The organism is Rhizobium leguminosarum bv. viciae USDA 2370 (genome assembly GCF_002008365.1).
Lineage (GTDB): Bacteria > Pseudomonadota > Alphaproteobacteria > Rhizobiales > Rhizobiaceae > Rhizobium > Rhizobium leguminosarum.
In genome coordinates this window covers 137885-158467 of the sequence record NZ_MRDL01000047.1, presented here as the reverse complement: position 1 = coordinate 158467, position 20583 = coordinate 137885, and the positions used below count along the sequence as shown (strand labels likewise).

22 protein-coding genes and 1 pseudogene are annotated in these 20583 nt (G+C 62.4%); 6 read left to right on the top strand and 17 right to left on the bottom strand.

What is annotated here, in order from left to right; genetic code table 11:
- Positions 1-143 precede the first annotated feature (143 nt).
- Entirely contained in the window at positions 144-1190 is a 1047-nt protein-coding gene (locus tag BS629_RS24785; protein ID WP_026188323.1) for a DUF2336 domain-containing protein, read from the top strand.
- 67 nt (positions 1191-1257) lie between these two features.
- Here BS629_RS24785 and BS629_RS24780 read toward each other — a convergent pair whose 3' ends face one another.
- The 3 genes and pseudogenes from BS629_RS24780 to BS629_RS24770 form a co-directional block, all read right to left on the bottom strand.
- On the bottom strand, positions 1258-1602 hold the full coding sequence (locus tag BS629_RS24780) for a DUF1491 family protein (RefSeq protein WP_018241267.1): 345 nt from the start codon (positions 1600-1602) through the stop codon (positions 1258-1260).
- A gap of 61 nt (positions 1603-1663) precedes the next feature.
- Positions 1664-3112 (bottom strand): annotated as a pseudogene (locus BS629_RS24775) (methyl-accepting chemotaxis protein).
- Positions 3113-3244: 132 nt separating this feature from the next.
- Positions 3245-4219, bottom strand: coding sequence for an oxidoreductase (locus BS629_RS24770; RefSeq protein ID WP_018241266.1), 975 nt, complete (start codon positions 4217-4219; stop codon positions 3245-3247).
- 58 nt (positions 4220-4277) lie between these two features.
- Here BS629_RS24770 and BS629_RS24765 point away from each other — a divergent pair, with 58 nt between their 5' ends.
- A complete protein-coding gene (locus BS629_RS24765; RefSeq protein WP_018241265.1) occupies positions 4278-5315 on the top strand; it encodes an AraC family transcriptional regulator in 1038 nt (345 codons plus the stop codon).
- A 3-nt stretch (positions 5316-5318) separates the two neighbouring features.
- Here BS629_RS24765 and BS629_RS24760 read toward each other — a convergent pair whose 3' ends face one another.
- Complete coding sequence (locus BS629_RS24760) at positions 5319-6272, bottom strand: peptidoglycan-binding domain-containing protein (protein WP_077988529.1); 954 nt, start codon at positions 6270-6272, stop codon at positions 5319-5321.
- The gene (locus BS629_RS24755; RefSeq protein WP_018241263.1) at positions 6244-7824 is read right to left on the bottom strand and encodes a sensor histidine kinase; all 1581 of its coding nucleotides are present in this window, start codon (positions 7822-7824) and stop codon (positions 6244-6246) included. The genes BS629_RS24760 and BS629_RS24755 overlap by 29 nt, the downstream gene beginning before the upstream one ends.
- Before the next feature lie 412 nt (positions 7825-8236).
- Between BS629_RS24755 and BS629_RS24750 the strand changes: the two genes are divergently transcribed.
- Positions 8237-8731, top strand: a complete 495-nt coding sequence (locus BS629_RS24750; RefSeq protein ID WP_018241262.1) for a DUF5330 domain-containing protein — start codon at positions 8237-8239, stop codon at positions 8729-8731.
- A gap of 361 nt (positions 8732-9092) precedes the next feature.
- Entirely contained in the window at positions 9093-9515 is a 423-nt protein-coding gene (locus BS629_RS24745) for a SufE family protein (protein ID WP_018446245.1), read from the top strand.
- A 401-nt stretch (positions 9516-9916) separates the two neighbouring features.
- Here BS629_RS24745 and BS629_RS24740 read toward each other — a convergent pair whose 3' ends face one another.
- The 9 genes from BS629_RS24740 to BS629_RS24700 form a co-directional block, all read right to left on the bottom strand.
- Positions 9917-10348 (bottom strand): Ros/MucR family transcriptional regulator, encoded by a 432-nt coding sequence (locus BS629_RS24740; RefSeq protein WP_003557810.1) that lies wholly within the window; start codon positions 10346-10348, stop codon positions 9917-9919.
- Between the two features lie 440 nt (positions 10349-10788).
- The gene (gene mnhG / locus BS629_RS24735; RefSeq protein WP_018241260.1) at positions 10789-11121 is read right to left on the bottom strand and encodes a monovalent cation/H(+) antiporter subunit G; all 333 of its coding nucleotides are present in this window, start codon (positions 11119-11121) and stop codon (positions 10789-10791) included.
- Positions 11118-11468: a cation:proton antiporter gene (locus BS629_RS24730; protein ID WP_018241259.1), complete on the bottom strand. Its 351-nt coding sequence runs from the start codon at positions 11466-11468 to the stop codon at positions 11118-11120. Before BS629_RS24730 ends, mnhG begins: the two co-directional genes overlap by 4 nt.
- On the bottom strand, positions 11465-11941 hold the full coding sequence (locus BS629_RS24725) for a Na+/H+ antiporter subunit E (RefSeq protein WP_018241258.1): 477 nt from the start codon (positions 11939-11941) through the stop codon (positions 11465-11467). Before BS629_RS24725 ends, BS629_RS24730 begins: the two co-directional genes overlap by 4 nt.
- Positions 11938-13506 carry a Na+/H+ antiporter subunit D gene (locus BS629_RS24720; RefSeq protein ID WP_018241257.1) on the bottom strand — a complete coding sequence of 523 codons (1569 nt, stop codon included), beginning with the start codon at positions 13504-13506 and terminating at the stop codon, positions 11938-11940. The genes BS629_RS24725 and BS629_RS24720 overlap by 4 nt, the downstream gene beginning before the upstream one ends.
- 67 nt (positions 13507-13573) lie before the next feature.
- A complete protein-coding gene (locus BS629_RS24715; protein WP_032980268.1) occupies positions 13574-13951 on the bottom strand; it encodes a Na+/H+ antiporter subunit C in 378 nt (125 codons plus the stop codon).
- On the bottom strand, positions 13951-14370 hold the full coding sequence (locus BS629_RS24710; protein WP_018241255.1) for a Na(+)/H(+) antiporter subunit B: 420 nt from the start codon (positions 14368-14370) through the stop codon (positions 13951-13953). Before BS629_RS24710 ends, BS629_RS24715 begins: the two co-directional genes overlap by 1 nt.
- Positions 14371-14374: 4 nt before the next feature.
- Positions 14375-16732 (bottom strand): putative monovalent cation/H+ antiporter subunit A, encoded by a 2358-nt coding sequence (locus tag BS629_RS24705; protein ID WP_018241254.1) that lies wholly within the window; start codon positions 16730-16732, stop codon positions 14375-14377.
- A 203-nt stretch (positions 16733-16935) separates the two neighbouring features.
- Positions 16936-17151, bottom strand: coding sequence for a hypothetical protein (locus tag BS629_RS24700; protein ID WP_018241253.1), 216 nt, complete (start codon positions 17149-17151; stop codon positions 16936-16938).
- A 187-nt stretch (positions 17152-17338) separates the two neighbouring features.
- On the opposite strand from BS629_RS24700, the gene msrB reads away from it, so the two are divergent.
- Entirely contained in the window at positions 17339-17752 is a 414-nt protein-coding gene (gene msrB, locus BS629_RS24695) for a peptide-methionine (R)-S-oxide reductase MsrB (protein WP_018241252.1), read from the top strand.
- A 105-nt stretch (positions 17753-17857) separates the two neighbouring features.
- On the top strand, positions 17858-18385 hold the full coding sequence (locus tag BS629_RS24690; protein WP_018241251.1) for a GNAT family N-acetyltransferase: 528 nt from the start codon (positions 17858-17860) through the stop codon (positions 18383-18385).
- A 20-nt stretch (positions 18386-18405) separates the two neighbouring features.
- Here the strand turns inward: BS629_RS24690 and BS629_RS24685 are convergent, their stop codons facing one another.
- From BS629_RS24685 to trhA, 3 genes are all read right to left on the bottom strand, one after another.
- A complete protein-coding gene (locus BS629_RS24685; RefSeq protein WP_018241250.1) occupies positions 18406-19107 on the bottom strand; it encodes a pentapeptide repeat-containing protein in 702 nt (233 codons plus the stop codon).
- A 163-nt stretch (positions 19108-19270) separates the two neighbouring features.
- Positions 19271-19786, bottom strand: a complete 516-nt coding sequence (locus BS629_RS24680; RefSeq protein ID WP_018241249.1) for a GNAT family N-acetyltransferase — start codon at positions 19784-19786, stop codon at positions 19271-19273.
- A gap of 69 nt (positions 19787-19855) precedes the next feature.
- Positions 19856-20524: a PAQR family membrane homeostasis protein TrhA gene (trhA, locus tag BS629_RS24675; RefSeq protein WP_026188320.1), complete on the bottom strand. Its 669-nt coding sequence runs from the start codon at positions 20522-20524 to the stop codon at positions 19856-19858.
- Positions 20525-20583 lie beyond the last annotated feature (59 nt).

The window sequence follows — 20583 nt, the reverse complement described above, 5'->3', positions numbered from 1 at the left end:
ATTTCTGTTGCTTTTTAATAAAATCTTCAGCATGCATTAACCGTACCGGTGTAGGATTTGTTCATAACCGTATGGCCTGACATGCGTTCCGCCAGCGCATATCGGCCCTTGGTCCCCTTGTTCTGCGTTTTCGGGGTGTTTTTGTGCGTGACCGGTTTCGAGACCTAGAAGGCCCCTTGGCCGTCAGGAAAAAGGACGTGGTGTTAATGGCGACTGTCAGCAGTTTCGAGAACCTGTCTCATCCGACACGGTCCGAACTGCGCCAATTTGCCGAACTCTTCATGCCGCTGTTCCAGGCCTCCTCCGACGAGGCCAAGCGCCAGGCGGTCGCGGCGCTGTCCCAATGCGAGAACATGCCGGCAGCCGTGGCGCTGTTCATCGGCAACCAGCCGATCGAGATCGCGGCGCCTTTTCTTGCCGCCTCAAAGGCCGTCGCCGACGATACGCTGATCACCATCGCGCGCATGCAGGGTGCAGCGCATGTCAAGGCGATCGTCAGCCGCGATTCACTCTCGCCGAAGGTCATCGATGCTTTGGTGGCGCTGCGCCAGAGCCAGCCGCGGTCCGCGGGCGCATCGGCGCCGATCATGGAATCGCCGGCGGTCCCGCTTTCACCAGCGCCTGCCGAGACCAACGAGGCAGATGCGCTGGAGGAACAGCGGGTTGCCAATGAAGAGGCATTGCGCGAGCGCATCCTCGGGCTTGCCAGTCATCTCGGCCGTGCCGACGAGGACAGGCTCGGTCTGCGCACGCTCACGGACATTCAGGAGGCGCTGCTGGTGCGCTTCGCTCGCTCGCGCGAGGCGACGCATTTCGCAACCGCACTTGCCGACGCGCTTTCCGCCAGCCGCTGGCTTGCCGAGCGCATCATGCTCGATCTTTCCGGCCAGCAGCTCGCCACGACGCTGACCAGCCTCGGCATGAGCTTTCTCGACGCCGTCTTCGTGCTCGAAAGGCTCCATCCGCACCTTGCCGACCAGCAGCACAACGTCACGCGCGGCTGGATGGTGCTCGATGCGCTCGACCCGGAAGAATGCCACGAACGCGTCGAAGCCTGGCGGCGTGCGGATCGCTACACCTATAGGCCGGAAGCGCCTGATACGCCGGCGCCGGCAGCACCCGACCATCGTTTCATCCGCCAGGCGGCGCCGCAGCGCGACATGCGCGTCATGGGGCGGCGGTATCGCTGAGCTGGAATGACTAACCTCAACGCATGGTGAGCTGTTCGAAATGGCGAGGAGCTGACGCGCCTGGCCGTCAGCCGCCCTTGGCAAGCGGGATCATGTCCCCCAGTTCCTCCGCCTCCAACTCGACGATCCAGAGATCGGGGTCGAATTTGCGTTCGCGCTCCAACATCGCACGCACCGCTTCCGGTTCGCTGCGCGACAGGCGGATCTCGAACAGGCGGTCACCGGCCTGACCTTCGTCGAAGGCGGTCTGCGGCGCCGGCGCATAGAGCGTTTCCAGGCCGCTGCGGAAATGCTGGCGGATAAAGATCGCACCCGCCTCCTCCGCGCCCCTCTTCTCGACGGCGGCGAAATCGCCGCTGGCAAAGACGCGGCGCAGGAGGGCTGAAACGAAGATGTCGGCGCGTAGTCTCATTGGTGCGGTATAGACCGGCCTGTGGGCGGCGGCAATGCGGGGTCAGAGTCTGATCCCGGGGTCAGACCTTGATTGCCAGCCGCAATCCGCCCCAGTGCCGCCCGCGCACGGTAATCGGAGCGGAGATATCCTTCATCATCACGAAATTGCCGCCGCCCATGTCGCGCCTGTAGGTCTGGACGAGGAAAGGCGCGGTGCTGCGGCCGGCGGCAAGACCGACGCGATCGGCGAAGATGCGGCGATTGCGGCAATTGGCGGTGTTCCAGACGGTGTCGCCGGGCCGCTGGGCCTGCGAGAATTTTCGGTTGTGAGTCGGCAGATAGCCGTTCTCGTCGATCGCCGCGCAAAAGGCGATGCGCTCGTCCAAGGCTGTGACGGGTTCCTGGATCGGCGGCAGCAGGCGGTCGGTGAGCTCGGTAAAGGCTGCCATCACCTGTGCCGGATCGGAGCCGGCTATCGGCCGATAGCGTCGATCGAAGAGAGCATCGAGCCCGATCTGGCCTTCAGCGACGGCGCGTTCGAAGGCGCCGGAAATCTGTCTTGCCACCGATTGCGCTTCCTCGATCCAACGGCTGTCGGCGGTCTTGACGCCGGCGCTCGCCGTCAGCTGGATCAGTGTTTCCGACAGGCCGACGACGCTGTCGACGCGTTTCGCCGCCTGCTGCAGCCTGACATTCGAGCCAGCGACTTCGGCCGACATCTCGCCGAGTTTCTCGACAAAGCCGGCGCATTGCTGGTCGACCGCCTCGGTGGTGTTGGCCATGACAGTCGAACTGTCGAGGATGCGGGTGATGACATGTTCCATGCTTTCGAAGGCACCGCGCATCGCCTCCGACTTGTCACGCACGCCGGCCGCACTGTCGCGCGCATCGCTGCCGACGGCCGAGAGCCGGTCGATCTTCACACGCAGTTCGTCCAGCGTCTGCTGGATGGAGCCGGTCGCCTTCGAGGTCTGCAGCGAAAGCGCGCGGACCTCGGCGGCGACGACCGCAAAACCCTTGCCCGCATCGCCGGCGCGCGCCGCCTCGATCGCGGCATTCAGCGCCAGCAGGTTGGTCTGGCGGGCAATGGTGCTGATCTCCTCGGCGATATTGTCGACATCGGCAAGCGACTTGGAGAAGCCGGCGATCTCAGTGCCGATCTCGTTGGAGGACTGGACCATGTGGCCGATCTCGGCGACGGAGCCGGTCAGGCGGTCGGCCGATTCCTTCAGCATGTGGCGGGCCTCGGCCGCCGTGCGGTCGGTCTCGCGCAGCGACACGGCGACCGAGCGGTTGGTCTCGGCAATCGAAAGCGCGGTGCGGGTGACATGATCGAAGGCGGAGGCATGCCGGGCCGACATTCCCGCCATATCCTGGATAGCGCCGGCGATATCGACGAGATCAATGCCAAGGGTGAAGCTTCTTCGGCAAGGCGCAGCAAAATGTAGCGGAGCGCCTCGGGGTCTGGCCCCCCCCGCTTCGACCGCCGGTTCTCCGGCCAGATCGTCTATCGCCTTCAGCGCATGCATGACCGACGCTCCCCCGCCCCAATCAGAAAAGCTTCAGGCAACATGGTTAACAAGTTGCAAACAGCGGCGACACCTTAGACTTAGGTTGTAGAGAAATCAGACTCCGTGACTGTGGGTGGCCGTGTGGCGCCATCAGCTGGCGATGAAGCCCGTCAGCCGCTCGCTCAGCTGCCAAAGGCGTTCGGCAAATTCCGGATCGGTTGCCCAAGGGCGGACACCGAGCATCTCGGTCGAATCGCCGGGGACGGCGGTGGCGATATCGCAGTTCTCGCAATAGACGCCGCCGAGACCCTCGAGCTTCTCGCTGACGGCGCACCAGACGGTGGTCGACGCCCCCTGCTCAATCGTCTTCTTGTTGTTTTCCGGATCGATGACCGGCTTGCCATCCTCATCGACATAGCCGCTCGCCCTGAGGAAGTCGCTCGACTGGTGGCGGACCAGATTGGTGGTGACGATACCGCCGGGATGCAGCGAGAAGGCTCTGACACCGTGCTTCGCACCCAAAGCGTCCAGTGAGACCGCAAAGAGAGCATTTGCCGTCTTCGACTGGCCATAGGCGAGATAGGGCGCGTATTCGCGGTTCTCGAAATTCGGATCGTCGAAATCGACGCCGGAGAAGACGTGACCGCGCGAGGAGACGGCGACGACGCGCGCACCCTCGGCCTTCACCAGCGCCGGCCAAAGGCGGGCAGTGAGTTGGAAATGGCCGAGATGATTGGTGGAGAACTGCGATTCGTAACCACGGGCGTCACGCGTCAGCGGGTTCGCCATGACGGCAGCATTGTTGATGAGCAGATGCAAGGGCTCGCCGCTTTCGAGGAAGCGGTCGGCGAAGTCGTCGATCGACCCGGGGTCCATCAGGTCGAGCTTTTCCACCGCAAGGCCGGGAATGCTTTCCACGGCCGCCTTGGCCTTTCCGAGATTGCGGGCGGGAACGACAACCCTGGCGCCGGCTTCGGCGAGCACGCGCGCTGTCTCGAGGCCAAGACCGGAATAGGCGCCGGTGACAATCGCGACCTTGCCTGAAAGATCGTGCCCGGCAATGACGTCGGCGGCGGTTGAGGCCGCACCGAAGCCGGAACCGATGGGAGCTTGTGGGGTGGACATGGCATGCCCTCCGTTGTTGCATGATGGCCTTATGTACGCCCGAGAAACGGGATTCTGAATGCTTGCAAATCCCGATTTCCTGCTTCATCGTTCAAAAATGATCAGTGACCCGCTCTCCGAAATGCTCAATCTGCTCGATGCGCGCTGCCTTGTGTCGGGCGGGCTGATCGCCGGCGGCGCCTGGGCGCTGCGCTTCCCCCGGCCGAACCGGATCAAGATCAGCGCGGTCGCCAAAGGGCGCTGCTGGCTTTGCCTCGACAATGGCAGTGAACCCATTCTGCTCGAGGCGGGCGACGTTGCGCTTCTGAACGGCCGGCACTCCTTCATCCTGGCCAGCGACCTTGCCGTTGCGCCCGCCGACGCGGTCGGCGCCTTCAAGGAGAAGGTCGACGGCATGGCACGCCACGGCGTTGGCGAGGATTTCCATTATCTCGGCGGCCACATCGCGCTCGGGCCGCAGGGCATGGAGCTGCTGTCCGACGTGTTGCCGCCGATCATTCATGTGCGCGCCGCCCTTGCCGAAGCCGGCGTGCTGCGCTGGCTGCTCGACCAGCTGGTGCGGGAGATGGCGGCAAAGCGGCCAGGCGCCCTGCTCGCCTCGACCCAGCTTGCGCAGTTGATGTTCGTGCAGGTGCTGAGGGCGCACATCATGAGCTCGGCGCCATTGACGGTCGGGTGGCTCCGCGCCTTCGGCGACGATCGGATTGCGCCGGCGCTCCGGCTGATGCATGGCGATCCCGGCCGGTCCTGGCAGCTTGGCGAACTGGCAAAGGCGGCCGGCATGTCGCGCACGAGCTTTGCGCTGCGGTTCAAGACCGTGGCGGGGGTTGCGCCGCTCACCTATCTGATCGGCTGGCGCATGCGCCTTGCTGAACGCGAGCTCCGGGAGGGCAGCATGCCGGTCTCGGCGCTGGCGCTTTCGCTCGGTTACACATCCGAAAGCGCCTTCAGCAACGCCTTCAAGCGGATGACGGGTATGGCGCCCAGGCGCTATCGCGTGGCGATGGCCCGCGAGGCCGGGCCGATCGAAGAGGTGGTGGATGTCGAGGGCCAGGCGATGACGACGCATTACCGGCTGTTGAAGGCGGCATCATAGCGGCTAGATCGCGCCGATTTCCTTGAGTTTCTTCAGCACCGCCTGGTTCGGCTCACCGTCTTCGGGCAGGTTGTAGTGCTTCTGAAAATGGCGGATGGCCGCGCGGGTCTGCTCGCCGGCGACGCCGTCGACGCCGACATTGGCATAGGCCATGTTGGAAAGACCCTTCTGGATCTTCAGCACCAGGTCGACATTGGTGATTTCGCTTGATGGAACCTGCTTTGCCGCTGATGAGGCCGTTTTGACCGTCTTTTCAGCACTGCGGATCGCCGCTGCCACCGGGTCTTCAGCCGCCTCCTTCGAGCTTACATCTTCGGGCGGCTTTTCGGCGGGCACGGTCGAGGGGCCGGCGGCATCGGTCTTCAGCGCCGCCAGTACCTCCGGCGTCGGATCGCCGGTCTGGGTCATGCCGACGGTCTCTTCGAAGAAGAGAATGGCCGCACTGGTGCGCGGACCGATGATGCCGTCGGGTATGCCGTTATAGAGGCCGCGGCGCACCAGCTGCTGCTGGATGTCCATGACGAGCTGGCTCGGTTGCTGGCCGGGTGCGGCAGGCGCCGGTGTCGCGTTGGTGGTGGCGGTATCCTGCGGCCGTTCGATCCGGAAGGTGGTGACGTCGCCCTGCTGCTCCTCGGCTAGGCGACGGGCGCCGAGCACGGTCGGAGACTGCGGATCGCGGGTGCGGAAGATCGGATGCGGATGCAGGCCCGGCTGATACCAGAGCGCATTGGCGGCGACGAAGGAGAAAATGACGGCGAAGGTGATCGTGCCGCCGGCGACCGACGGATTGCGGCCGATGACGCCGCCGAGCGCGGAGGCGCCCTGCAGACTGAGCCCGCCCAGCACGGAGGCGCCCTGCAGGCCGAGTCCGCCGAGGGCGGCAGCGCCTGACATCAGAAGGCCCGGCTGCTGCCGTCCCCTTTTTCCCTTAGGCGATTTTCGCTTGCGCGCGGCCATCGAAACGCCCCTCTTCCAATTCTGCGCCTGTGTTGACCGCGCCCTTCAGCCGCGGCGGAAACTCGACAGTCGCGCCGTGACCGGCGTCTTCGGCGTGCTGAGCACCCGAGCCGTCCATCGCGATCTCGATGGTGATGATCGTGCCTTCGCCCGGCTGGCTGGCGATGGCGAAATACCCGCCATGCAGCGCCACCAGCCCCTTGACCAGGGAGAGACCGAGGCCGGAGCCTTCGAACTGGCGGGTATAATCATTCTGGATCTGGACGAAGGGCTGGCCAAGCAATGCCAGCTTGTCAGCCGGGATGCCGATGCCGGTATCGCTGACCGTCAGCTTGAGGATGCCGTCGCGCGCTGCCGCATCGACCGAGACGACGCCGCCAGCCTCGGTGAACTTTATGGCATTGCCGACGAGGTTGATGAGGATCTGCTGGATGGCGCGCTGATCGGCAACAACCTCGCCGAGGCCGCGCTGGATACGGCTCGTCAGGGTGAGGCCCTTGGTCTTGGCCTGCAAGGCCAGCATCGATTCGCAGGATTTGACGGAGCTTGATATATCGAAGGCTTCGAGGATCAGCTCGTAGCGACCGGCTTCGATCTTGCTCATATCGAGCATGGTGTTGACGACGGACAGCAGATGCGCGCCGGATTCGCGGACCAGGCCGACATATTCGCGCTGGCGGTCGTTTTCAAACTTGCCGAAATATTCGCCGATCAGGATATCGGAAAAACCGAGAATGGCGTTCAGCGGCGTGCGCAGCTCATGGCTGACGGCGGCGAGGAAGCGTGACTTGGCGTCGTTTGCCGATTCGGCATCCGCCGCGCGGTTCTGGGCTTCGTCACGCAGCTGCTGCTCGACGGAGACGTCGCGCAGCTGCGCAATGATGGCGGCAAGTTCGCCGTCGGCATCGCGCCGGGCCGTCATGTCCATTCGGAGATAGGCGAACTGGCGTTGATCGCGCGAGACCGAGGGCCGGTCGATGCGCAGATCGACGCTCTGAGCGTCCTCGCCTCGGCGCAGGTCATCAAGCGCCTGCAGGAAAAGGATGCGGTCGGAGACATGCACCTGCTCGAGGAAGCCCCTGCCCTTGGGATCGCGCATCCAGGCGAGGAAATCGCGGCGGTCGCGACCGCCGACCGTCGCCACACTGCCGTGCGGGTCGAGGAAGAAGACGAGGCCCGGGGTGGCGGCAAGGAAGAAATCCTCAGCCGACTGTGTGGCGATACCGGCCGACGAACCCTGACGGGCGAGCGCGATGCTGCCAACGGCGGAAAAGAGAAAGGCGGCGCAGACCATGGCGACACCCGCCGGCAAGGCGACGGCAGGACTGGTGACCGCCGAAAGGCCGATGGGCGCGGCAATGAGAGCGGCCGACGAGAACAGTACGAGGCGGCGCAGGATCGCGAGCTCGCGTTGGCGCACGGCTTCACCGCCGCCCGTCCGGGAGAGCCAGCTTGTCGCTGCCCGGTCTACGAGGGCCGTCATCCAGCCGCCAATGTTACTCAATACACGCACGCAATACCCGCCCGAAAGGCTGTCGATCGATCCGGACAATAGGCCTTGGCGACTTAAAGAAAGGATAAGGCAAAAGCGCTGTTCACAGGCTGAAACGGCTGAAATTCCCGTTTTGAAGCATCTGGAAGGCTCTTTGCCTTTTGTGGTTAATAGGGGGTAAGCGACGGATTTTCCTCATATTTCAGCATTGCGTTAACTCCTGTGGCAAGGCGAGCCGGCAAAAGTCCTGCAATTGCAAGCAGGTGCTGCCCTGATGCTTAACGGCGATCGCTCGCATTCGACTAAAATGTCCCTCAAATACCGTTCGCTAAAATTTGAACTAAATTTGCCGCAAATGCGCGTGAGTTTCGAAAAGCGGCATTCGCAACTTGGCGGTAGGGTGAAAACACACCGGACAACCGGCCTGATTCGGCGACAAGAACCGGACGGGGAAACAGGATGGGCGACGACAATGTGGTTTCTGATCAAAGGATCCTTCTGGTTTGGCCTCGTGCTCGTGCTTCTTTCCGTCTTCAGCACGGAGAGTTCCGACAAGCTCGCCAACGGCCCGCAATTGCAGCTTTCCGACGCCTTCACGGCGGCAAGCGGCGCTTATGACTATTTGACCGGCATGTGCTCGGAGAAGCCCGAAGTCTGCGCCAAGGGCAGCGAGACCCTCACCGCGCTCGGCTACCGGGCCCGTGAAGGTGCCCGTGTTGCTTACGAACTTCTCGACAGCCAGTTCAAGGACGAGGCGCCGGCGACCGCAAAGCTTGCCGAACCGCAGATGCCGGTGGCGCTCAACATGCCTTCCCTCACCCCGCCTGCCATCCAGGAAAAGGTGCGCGAGGCAAAGGCTGCGCTCAACCAGCCGATGCCTTACCGCCCGCCGGTCGAAGATGATGCCGCAGCCGAGACGGTGGTAACAGGCGCAATTCCGCTGCCGACGCCAAAGCCGGCGATCTGACGAAATTTTTCGCGGGCATTCGTCCGCAATACCTTTCGGTTTATAGCTTGCATCGGTGGTCCGCATGACGCGGAGAACCCCATGCCTGACGTGCCTGCCCTGTTTAATTCAGCATGTTGCTGCGCCGTGAGGATGCCCATCCCTCACGGCGTTTTTCTATCTTGGTTTACACAATTCCCGGCAAAACCGCTTCGCGCTTTGCCCGGGAAAATCGCTTCAAACTTTTCCTGGAATTGCTTTAGCGGTTCAAATCCGCCGGTCTTTCACCTATATGCACTTGTAGAGCATTTCCTGACGCATTCCGGACGCAAAACCGCTGCGCACTTTTGCTGGAACTGCTTTAACAGTGAAAGGCTTCTCCATGGCATCCCTCGACCAGATCATCGACGACTTCGCTTTCCTGGACGATTGGGAAGACCGTTACCGCTATGTCATCGAACTCGGCAAGGCATTGCCCGACTTGGCCGAGGAGAAGCGCACCTCCGAGAACAAGGTGATGGGCTGTGCCAGCCAGGTCTGGCTGGTGACGCATACCACAGGCGATCCCGACGACCCGGTCATGAGCTTCGAAGGTGATTCCGACGCCCATATCGTGCGCGGCCTCGTCGCCATCGTGCTTGCCACCTATTCCGGCAAGATGGCATCCGAGATCGCCGGGCTCGATGCCTTCGAGATATTCTCGAAAATCGGCCTGGTGGAGAACCTCTCGTCGCAGCGCTCGAACGGACTGCGCTCGATGGTGAACAGGATCCGCGAAGAGGCAAGAGTTCGCGCCGCGGCTTGACGGTGATGATGGCTGATCGGCTTTCAGAGCCACAGCCGATCGATTCCGGCAGCGCCTGCCTTGGCACATCGAATACATTAACACTTGCTGATAGTATAGGAATACATTCTAAGCCTGTCGGCAAAGCATAAGACAGGGTCGCTCACACTATCTTGGCGCCCGCCCGAATCATCTGCGAAGGCCTGAATACCAACGCCGCTCAGCTTTTGATTGAACCACAGGATCGCTTCAACCTTTAGCTTTAGCCGATTCCCGGCAAAACCGCTTCGCGCTTTGCCTGGGAAAACCGTTTCGCACGTTCCTGACTGGCTCCATCGAGATTATTTTCCTCGCCTTGAAAAGGCGCACAAAAAAGCCGGGCACAAGACCCGGCTTTTTGTCGTCGATGCTTTCGAAAAAGCTCAGCCGCGGCCGCGCTTGCGGCGCTGCCCGAGGCCCATCTCCTTTGCCAGGCGCGAACGCGCTTCGGCATAAGCGGGCGCTACCATCGGGTAATCGGTCGGCAGGTCCCATTTCTCGCGGTATTCTTCCGGCGAGAGGCTGTGATGCGTCATCAAGTGACGCTTGAGGGACTTGAAGTTGCCGCCGCATTCCAAACATGTGATCTGCTCGTCCTGTACGGACTTGCGGACAGAAACTGCAGGCTTCTGCTTTTCGACGATCGCCGCAGCAGGCTGCGGTACGGACGTGTTGCTCAGTGCCGAATGCACGTCGGAAATCAGATTGGCCAGGTCGCTGACCGGTACAACGTGGTTGCTGACATAGGCCGCGACAATGTCGGCTGTCAGTTCCACAAGCAGCTCCGGCGCATTGCCGGTCGCTATATCCGTCATATTTTTTCTCCTGTTAGCATGCTCAAACGGCCTTTGACTGACACGCCAAAGACCCGCCTCGTAGAAGCGAACAGCAAAAGCGCAGGAATCGACCTTCTGTTTCGAAAAACGCGAAATCCACCCCTAGATTCCGAAGAGCGTAACCTGTTCTTATACTGCCTGACCGGAAACCACTACGTCATGCTCCAGGCGATGGCCTCAGTTTAGACATTAAAAATCAAAACTGAGGGACTTGGAAGCAGTACGATTGTAATTCACAATCAGAACTCTACTTGCATTTTCAAATACCATCGTTTGGTCGAAACGCCAATTATTATTTGTCGTTTTTCTTGAGAAAAAATGACAGATGAAGAATTGAGGGGCTCTCCGGCAAGCTTTACTCACAGCTTCCTGTGCATAAGTTTTGCATAAATCTGGTAAAGTTGCCGAACAGCATAGGCTCAACGATCCCTGATATCGTCACGAACCGAGAGCGCATCGAGATCATATCCCGAGCGATGGGCAGCTTTGGCAAGCAGATGGGCAGACACCGGCGCCGTCAGCAGGAAAAAGATAAAGCCGGCGACGGCACGGGCGAGAATCGCCGCATCCTGCGAATAGAGGCCGGCGGCGAGAAGCAACAGGCCGGAGCCGACAGTCCCCGCCTTCGAGGCCGAGTGCATGCGGGTGTAGAGATCGGGCAGCCTGACCAAGCCGATCGCCGCCGCAAGCGCAAAGAGCGCGCCGACGAGGAGCAGCAGGGCGGTGATGGCAGCCACGATATAGTCGATCATCGCTTCTTGCCCCCTGCCCGCTTTTGCGTGTTGCCGTTTGCCGCAGTTGCGGACGGCTTCGATGTGATGTTGCCGCGCGACAGCACGAATCGGGCGAAGGCGACAGTCGCCAGGAAACCGACGAGGCCGAGCGAGATGGCGATATCGATATAGAGCGAAAAGCCGGTCTTGACCGCGATGACGGCGATGAAACCGATGGCGATGCCGGTCAGCATGTCGAGGGCGAGGATTCGGTCCGGCAATGTCGGGCCGGCAACGACGCGCCAGACGGTTAGGATCAGCGCCAGGCCGAGGATGACGAGTGCGGACGAGGATGCGACCGCGACGATGGCGGCAGGTGTGATCACCGGAAGGCCTCCATGATCTTACGTTCGAAACCGTTGGCGATATCACGCTTAGTCGCCTCGGGATCGGAACAATCGAGCGCGTGAACATAGAGCGTGCGGCGATCTGTGGAGACGTCGACCGAAAGCGTGCCGGGTGTCAGCGTGATGAGGTTTGCCAGCAAAGTGATCTCAAAATCGCTCGTCACTGTCAAAGGGAAGGCGAAGATGCCGGGTTTCAGCTTCATATCGGGCGAGAGGACGGTGACCGTGACCCTCCAGGCCGACAGCGACAATTCCTTCAAGAACAGCGCGGCGAGCGAGAGAACCGGGCGGACGCGAGGGATATGATACCCCTTGCCGCGGAAGGATTCGCGGATGATGGCCAGCGCCAAGGCCCCGAGCAGGACGCCGAGGACGAGATTGTGCAGCGAGGCGCTGCCGGTAACAGTGAGCCAGGCAATGGCAAGCAGCAGGTTGAAGAGGAAGAAGATCACGGCGCGCCTCCTTCCGGGAAGACCGAATGAAGATAGGCCTCTGGATCGGCAAGGCCGGCGGCGGCCGATTGCGACAGCGTCAGCAGTTGTTCCGGCAATATCCCGAAGCCGACGACCAGCACTGTCAGCGCGGCGAGCGGCAGGCCCGTGCGCCACCGCGCCCTAGACGACGTCAGGACTATCGGCGCCGGGACTATCGGTGCCGGGCGCCAATAGGCGAGCAGGAAGAGACGGCCGAAGGCGATCGTCGTCAGAAAACCGCCGACGAGGATCGATGTCGCCAGCCACCAGGCGCCGAGATCGAGCGAGGCCTTGACGAGAATGACTTTCGGCCAGAAGCCGGAAAAGGGCGGCAGGCCACAGGCGGCAAGGAAGAGCACGAGGGAGAGCGCGGTGAAGCCGCCGCTTTGCCGATAGAGCCCGCCGAGGGCCGACAGCGAAAAGCCGCCGCCGCGCCGGGCGATCTCGCCGGCGGCAAGATAAAGCGCCGTCATCAGCACCATGGAATGGAGCGCATAGAAGACCGCACCGCTGATGCCGCCAAGCCCGCCGAGGGCGACGCCGGCGAGCATGTTGCCGATGCCCGATATGACGACATAGCCGAACAGCCTGCGAATATCGTTTTCGGCAAGCGCGCCGAGAGCGCCGACGAGAATGGTCGCGGCGGCGGCGAGCGCGATCACCAGGCTCAACTCCTCGCGTTCCACCGGCAGCAGCATGACCATCACCCGGATCAGCGCGTAGATGCCGACCTTGGTGAGCAGGCCGGCAAACAGAGCGGAGACGGTGATGCGCGGCGTATGGTAGGCGGCGGGCAGCCAGAAATTGACCGGGAAGGCCGCCGCCTTCATGCCGAAGGCGAGCAGGAAGAGGCTTGCCAGCGTCATCAGCGGCGCCGTGCCGCGCAAATCCCTCGCCCGGGCCGCGATATCGGCCATGTTGAGCGTGCCGAAGGCGGCATAGAGGATGCCGACCCCGACCAGGAACAGGGTTGTGGCGATGAGATTGAGCACCGCATATTTCAGCGCGCCGTCGATCTGCTCACGTTCGGAACCAAGGATGATCAACCCGAAGGAGGAGATCAGCAGCACCTCGAACCAGACATAGAGATTGAAGATATCACCGGTGAGAAAGGCGCCGGTGACGCCGGCCATCAGCAGCATGAGCAGCGGGAAGAAGCCGTATCGCCGGCCGCTTTCGCCAATATCGGCCAGCGCATAGATGCTAGCGGCGAGCGCGGCAAGGGCTGCGGTGAAGGCCATCAGCCCACTGAAGAGATCGACGGTGAAGGCGATGCCGAAGGGCGGCAGCCAGCGGCCCATGACCATGGTCAGCGGCCCCTCGGCCGCGACCTTGGCGAGCAGTGCCGCATTGATCAGCGCCAGCGCCGCAAGGCCAGGGATGGCAAGCCAGGCCTGCAGGCGGGGATAGCCGCGCAGCATCAGCAGGACGGCGCCGAGCGTGATGCAATGGGCGACCGGCAGGATGGCGAGCCAATGACCGATGGGCACCGGGGCGGTGATCAGGGCGGCGGAGAGATCGACGGTAGAGGTGGGGGCGGCCATCAGATGGCGCCTCCGCTATCGCGAGAGAGGGCTTGCCATGGGTTGAGCATCCGCACCAACATCCGCCTCAATATCCCAATGGCGGCAGCGGCCGGTCGTCGGGCTCGGCGGCGCGCATTTCGCTGGTGTTGTCGGTGCCGAGGTCCTGATATGCGCGGTAGGTCAGCACCAGCAGGAAGGCAAGGAACGAAAAGGAGATGACGATCGCCGTGAGGATGAGGGCCTGCGGCAACGGGTTGGCCGTGCCTGCGGGCAAGCTGTCGAGACCCGCCGGGATGATCGGCGGCACCTCGCGCGTCAGCCGGCCGCCGGTAAAAAGCAGGAGGTTGACAGCATTGCCGAGGATGGCGATGCCGAGCATGATCCGGATCGAGAATTTCGACAGCATCAGGTAGATGGCGGCGGCAAAGAACAGGCCGACGAGGATCGCGAGAAGCGGCTCCATCATTCCACCTCCTTTTCCTCGAGCGCCAGTGCGATCGAGGTGATGGCGCCGAGCACGACGAGATAGACGCCGACATCGAAGAGCATGACGCTAGACAGCGGCACTTCGGCGCCGAAAAGCGTCGGATAGATCCAGAGGCCGGTCATGAAGGGAACGGCAAACAGGATGGAGAGAAGACCGGCCGCGGTCGACAGGAGCAAGCCAAAGCCGGCAATCGACAGCGGATGGAAAAGCAGTGCCCGGCGAACGGCACCAACGCCGCGGGCAATGCCGTAGATCGCCAGTCCCGAGGCAGCGATCAGCCCGCCGATAAAGCCGCCGCCCGGCTCGTTATGGCCGCGCAGCAGCACGAAGACGGAAAAAAGCAGCATCAGCGCGGTGAGGAACGGGGCGACGGTGCGGAAGATGAGGGTGTTCACGCGATCAGCCCTCCGCCGCGGGATCATTGGCGGCAAGCTTGCGCTCGCTGCCGGCGCGGATGCGGATCAGCGCCAGGATGGCAAGGCCGGTGACCGCCACGACGGCGATTTCGCCGAGCGTGTCGGTGCCGCGGAAATCGACGATGATCACGTTGACGACATTGGCGCCATGGGCGATCGATTTGGAATAGGCGTTGAAGAAAGCCGTCAGCGCGTCGTTGAACGGCGCCTGCGTCGCCCGCATCAGCAAAAGCGTGAACCCGAGGCCGCAGGCGAGCGCCAGCGCACCGTCGAAGAGCTTGCGGCCGAGTGGCCGCCGATCAGCGGGCGAGAGCCGGAGCCTGGTCATGACCAAGGCAAGGATCACCACCGAAAGGGTTTCGACCGTGAACTGGGTGAAGGACAGGTCCGGCGCGCCGAACAACAGGAAGATGATGGCGACGGCGAAACCCTGGATGCCGAGCGAGACGATCGCCGTCAACCGGTCGCGGGCGACGAGCACGGCGGCAAGACCGAAGGCGGCGATCAGGAAGACCGCCCATTCATGGAGCCTGACATCGACCGGCCAGGCCGGGAGACGCGGCAGTTCGCCATAGACGACGAGCGGGACGATGAGGATAGCGGCGACGCAAAGGAAGGTGCAGGTGACATAGATCTCCAGCCGCCCCGGCTGGAGGACACGCATGAGGCGGCCGGCGAAGCAGACAAGGCCCGATATGGCAAGGTCGAAACCGTGATCCGGCCCGCGCCCGGCCGCATGCAAGAAGACGGCCATCAGGAAACGGGCGCGCGCGAGTTGCCAGTAGACGCCGATACCGAGCAGCACGGTCAGGGCGGAGAGCGCTAAGGGCAGGCCGATATGCGGCGTCAGCGAAATATCGATCTCGACGGGTGTCTGGCGGATGGCGGAGGCGATCGGCGAGGACAGGACGGTGTGGGTGAAGGTCGAAAAGATCGCCGCGAGCAGGCCGAGGACGGCGAGAACGGCCGGGCCGAGCCAAAGCAGGACGGGCGCTTCGTGCGGAGGTTTCGGCGTCTCCACCGGCTGGCCGAGGAAGGGTTTCAGCGCCACGGCAAAGGCGACGGCAAACATCAGCGCATTGCCGAATACGGTTATGGCGGTAAAGGTGAGTGCGCGGACATCGCCGCCGACGAGTGCCGTATAGATCTCCTCCTTGGAGAGAAAGCCGAAGAAGGGCGGCAGGCCGGCCATCGACAAGGCCGCCGCAAGTGCAATCATCCAGGTGAGCGGCATCGCCCGCATCAGGCCACGCAGCCTGGTAATATCGCGCGTGCCGGTTTCGTGATCGATGATGCCGGCGACCATGAAGAGCGCGCCCTTGAAGAGCGAATGCGCCACCAGATAGAGCGTCGCCGCCTCCACCGCATGGTCAGAGCCGAAGCCGATCAGCATGACGAGCAGGCCGAGCGAGGAGACGGTGGTATAGGCGAGCTTGAGCTTCAGGTCGGTCTGGCGGATGGCGAGCGCGGTGCCGACCACCAGCGTCAGCCCGCCGAAGAAGGGCAGTAGGATCTCCCAGGCAGGCGTTGCCCCCATGACGGGACTGAGCCGCATCAGCAGATAGACGCCCGCCTTCACCATCGTCGCCGAATGCAGGTAGGCGGAAACCGGCGTCGGCGCCTCCATGGCGTTCGGCAGCCAAAAATGGAAGGGAAATTGCGCCGACTTGGTGAAGGCGCCGCCCAGGACCAGAAGGAGGGCTGCGAGATAGAACGGGCTTTCGCGCACGACATCGCGCGTTCCCATGAGCCGCGACATCTCAGTGACGCCTGAGATATTCCAGAGCAACAGCAGACCGGCCAACAGGCAGAGCCCTCCCCCACCGGTCACAACAAGCGCCTGCAGGGCTGCGCGGCGAGCCGCCGCACGCTCGTGATCGAAGCCGATCAGCAGGAAGGAAGTGATCGACGTCAGCTCCCAGAAGACGAAGAGCATCAGGAAACTGTCGGAAACGACGACACCGAGCATCGCGCCCATGAAGAGGAAGATGAAGGAGAAGAAGCGGCCCTGATCCTTGTGTCCTTTGAGGTAGCCGCCGGCATAAAGCACGATCAGGGTGCCGATACCGGTGATCAGCAGTGCGAAAGCCAGCGACAGGCCGTCGAGGAACCAGGAGAAGGAGAGATGAAAGCTCGGCACCCAGGAATAGCCGCCGGTGACGACCTCGCCGCGCGCGATCTTGGGAACGAAACGCAGGAAATGCAGGAAGGCGAGCAAGGGAGCGATCGCCAGGAGCCAGGCACCGTTTGCGCCGAAGATGCGGATGACGAAGGGGGCAGCAAGAGCGCCGACGAGCGGCAGACACAGGGCCAGAAATGTCAGAGCCGTGACATCGGCCATGTCCCCTCCTCTACTGCATAATTCTCTACTGCATAATTCAAAATGTTACAGTCCTTCGCACGTCCGACAAGGCGCGCGGCGCTGTAAAGGCAACAGACGAAAAGCCAGAGAAACCCAGCCTGTCTTCTGGCTTAGGCGAAACGGGGGAGCGTCTCAAGTGATTTCGGCCGCAGGCCCCACTGCATGGCGATGTTCGAAGTCGATCAGGCCATCGATCGGGAAAGACGCGACAGCAGCCGGGCGATGCAACCGTGCAGGATGAAGACCACAAGCGTCAGCGGCCAGAGCAGGCAGGCGAAGAGTCCGGCGAGACGATGGAGCGTAAAGCCGTCATGGTTGGCCCAGCCTTCCAACAGCGTGACCGCCATGGCGGCCACGGCCACCAGGCCGTAGAGCAGGACGATTGCTGCCTCAAACACCAGTGATTCTCCAATGCACGTAACATTAACCCTAACAGAAAACCCCTAACGGATGTAAAAGCAAGCGTCTTCCTCCAATTGCGGTATGCCGCCAATCTGATGGCGCGGCGCTGGAGACTTGATGAAGTGAACGCGGCGCACCACATTTTGCGCAAACGGAACCGCCCCTCGGCGAAAGGAGCACCTCATGTCCGAAACTGCGACCACCGCCAAGATCCACAAAACCGATGACGAATGGAAAGAGCAGCTCACCCCCGAGCAATACCGCATCACGCGCCAGCACGGTACCGAACGCGCCTTTACCGGCCCCTACTGGGACTCCTTCGAGACAGGGCTTTACCGCTGCGTCGGCTGTAATGCGCCGCTTTTCCGCTCCGACACGAAATTCGATGCCGGCTGCGGCTGGCCGAGCTATTTCGAAGCAGTGTCGCCCGAAGCGGTGACGGAGCATCGCGACACGGCCTTTGGCATGGTGCGCACCGAAATCCGTTGCGGCAGCTGCGAAGCCCATCTCGGCCACGTCTTTCCCGACGGGCCACCACCGACCGGCCTGCGCTACTGCATCAACGGCCATTCCATGGTGTTCGAGCCCGGGAAGTAGGCGCGCAGCCCCGCAATCGGCAAGCGGCCCATTCCGATGTGATGGGCCGCTGACTTCCTCCGTCGTAGACGCTATCGACGGATCGGCGATACCAGGAGAAGGCCGATGGCGCGCGATATCCTGAAGACCGAGCGGCTGACGCTGCGGGAGATCACGCCTGCCGACCTGCCGTTTCTCCACCGCATTTTCGGCGATGCCGAATGCATGCGGTATTACCCCGGCATCAAGAGTTTCGACGAAACCGCGCGCTGGTTCCAGAGGCTCGCCTTCGACAGTTATACCAGTCACGGCTTCGGCCTCTGGACGGTGACGGACCGGCAGAGCGGCACATTGCTCGGCGATTGCGGCATCACGCTGCAGGAAACCTCCGCGGGCCTGGAACCCGAGATCGGCTATCATCTGTGGCGCGACCATTGGGGCAAGGGCTATGCGATCGAGGCGGCCGCCGCCTGCTGCGACCACGCGCTTCATGACCTTGGCCTTGCGCGCATCGTCTCCATCGTCAGGCCCGACAACATTCCCTCGCAACGTGTTGCGGAGCGGGTGCACCGGCGGCGGGAAACATTCGCCAAAACAGGCAGCCCCGATGGCGGCATAATGGAATTCTACCTCTACATCACGGACCGGACATAGAGCGGTTCAGACCCGCCTGGTTACTCGCGCTCGGCTGGACAGGGCCAGGTCGTCGGGGCGGAGAGGCCGGCCGGCAGCTTGGTCGAGGCATCGCCGCAGGCAAGGTCGATCTGGGCCTGTTCGAGCCCTGCTGCGGCCGAGAGGTCAAGGCCTTCGATGCGCGTGAGGAACATGAAGGCGCGATCGAACATCGGCGTGGTTTCGAAGGTCGCGCCGGAGAGATCGGCACGGGAGAGATTGGCGAACGAGAATTTCGCACCCGTCAGCACCGCTTTGTCGAAGTCGGCGCGGCCGAGCTCGGCCTTTTCGAAGCTCGTGCCGGCGAGCCGGGCGCCGGCGAAATTGGCCCGCTGCAGCTCGGCGCCGGCAAAGGAAGCACCATCGGCGGCGATATTGGCGAAGCTGGAGCGATAGGCCTCGATCTTGGCGAAGTTGGCGCCTTCAGCGTGTGCGCCCTCGAGTGAGGCGCGCACCAGCGTCGCTTTCTCCAGGTTGGCGGATTTGAAGTTGGCGCCAGCGAGATCGGTCAGCGAGAAGTCGGTGCCGACGAGATTGGCGCCTTCGAGATCACTGCCCTGCAGCATCAGGTTCTTCTTGGTGCATTCCTGCCAGTCGAGCTTCGGCGAGGCCATGCTGCCGCAATCGGCGGCCCGGGCTACAACCGGCGGAAATGCCAGAAGGACGAGGGCAAGGAGACCGAGCGACGATCTTTGCATTGCCATTGAACTATTCACCCCCATGACGCTTACATGACGCTTTCAGGCCGCATTCCGCGAAGCAGACTGCGTCCACATTCTTACACAGCTCAGACTACAATAAAAAGATGGTGCGCGCCGTTCACAATGGCTTTGCCGGATGGGTCTGGGGCTTTGCCGGGCAGGTGGATCAATCCACCTTGCCGGGCAAGCGAAGTTCCATGCAAGTCAGGTCCAGCCAGCGGCCGAATTTGGTGCCGACCTCGGAAAATCTGCCGGCGATACGGAAACCGAGCTTTTCGTGCAGCCTGACCGAGGCGGTATTGTCAGCCTCGATACCGGCGATCATCACATGGATGTTGCCGGCCGCAGCACGCGCGATCAATTCCCGCATCAGGCGCTCGCCGATGCCCGCACCGCGGCAATCCTTGTCGACATAGACGGAATGCTCGACCGTATGGCGGTAGCCGTCGAAGGCCCGCCAGTCGCCATAGGAGGCGTAGCCTGCGACCTTGCCCGACATTTCGGCGACGATGACGGGAAAGCCCCGCGCCTTGCGCGCCCTGAACCATTCCAGCCGATTTTCGAGATCGACCAGTGTGTCGTTCCAGATCGCCGTCGTGTGCTCGACAGCGTGATTGTAGATATCGCGGATGGCGGAAAGATCGGCTTCGGTGGCGTCGCGGAGGAGGACAGCGTCTGTCATGATTGCCCGGTTCGTATTGTCTGTGAAGGCGGCATACGCCCGACCCCGACAGATGTAAACGACCGTCGTTCAGACCCCCGGCGCCGACAGGCTGAAGCAAGTGAAGACGGCCGAATAATGCACAGCTGCGGCGGTGACGACGAAACCATGCCAGATGGCGTTTTGAAAGCGCAGCTTCTCCCAGACATGGAAAATAACGCCGAGCGAATAGATGACGCCGCCGATGACGATCAGCAGCATCGAGGCGGAAGGAATGCGCGAGGCGACGGGCCCGGCCACCAGCACGCCGCTCCAGCCCATAGCGAGATAAAGCAGGATGGCAAATCGGTCATAACGCCCGGGGAAGACGCATTTCAGGACAATGCCGACGGCGGCGAACAGCCAGATCGCGACCAGCATGAACAAGAGCAGCGGGTCGTCGGCGCCGCGTTCGAGGAAGGGCGTGTAGGTGGCGGCGATCAGCAGGAAGATCGCCGAATGATCGAAGCGGCGCAGAAACCATTTCGTGCGCGAGACCGGCCAGGCGTTGTAGGAAAAGGAAATGGCAAGCGTCAGCACCAGCCCGACCCCATAGATCCAGGCGGCCGCGAGCGCGCCGTAAGAACTCCAGACCGTGGCGTAGAAAATCAGCACGGTGGCCCCGATCAGCGCCAGCACGAGGCCGACGCCATGGACGATACCGTCGGCGATCAGTTCGTATTTATCATAAGCCCAGCGAATGCCGTTGAACTCGGCCATGCACGCCAATCCGTTTCATACCCCGATTGCAATCGTCGCATCGAACCGGCGGGCGCGCA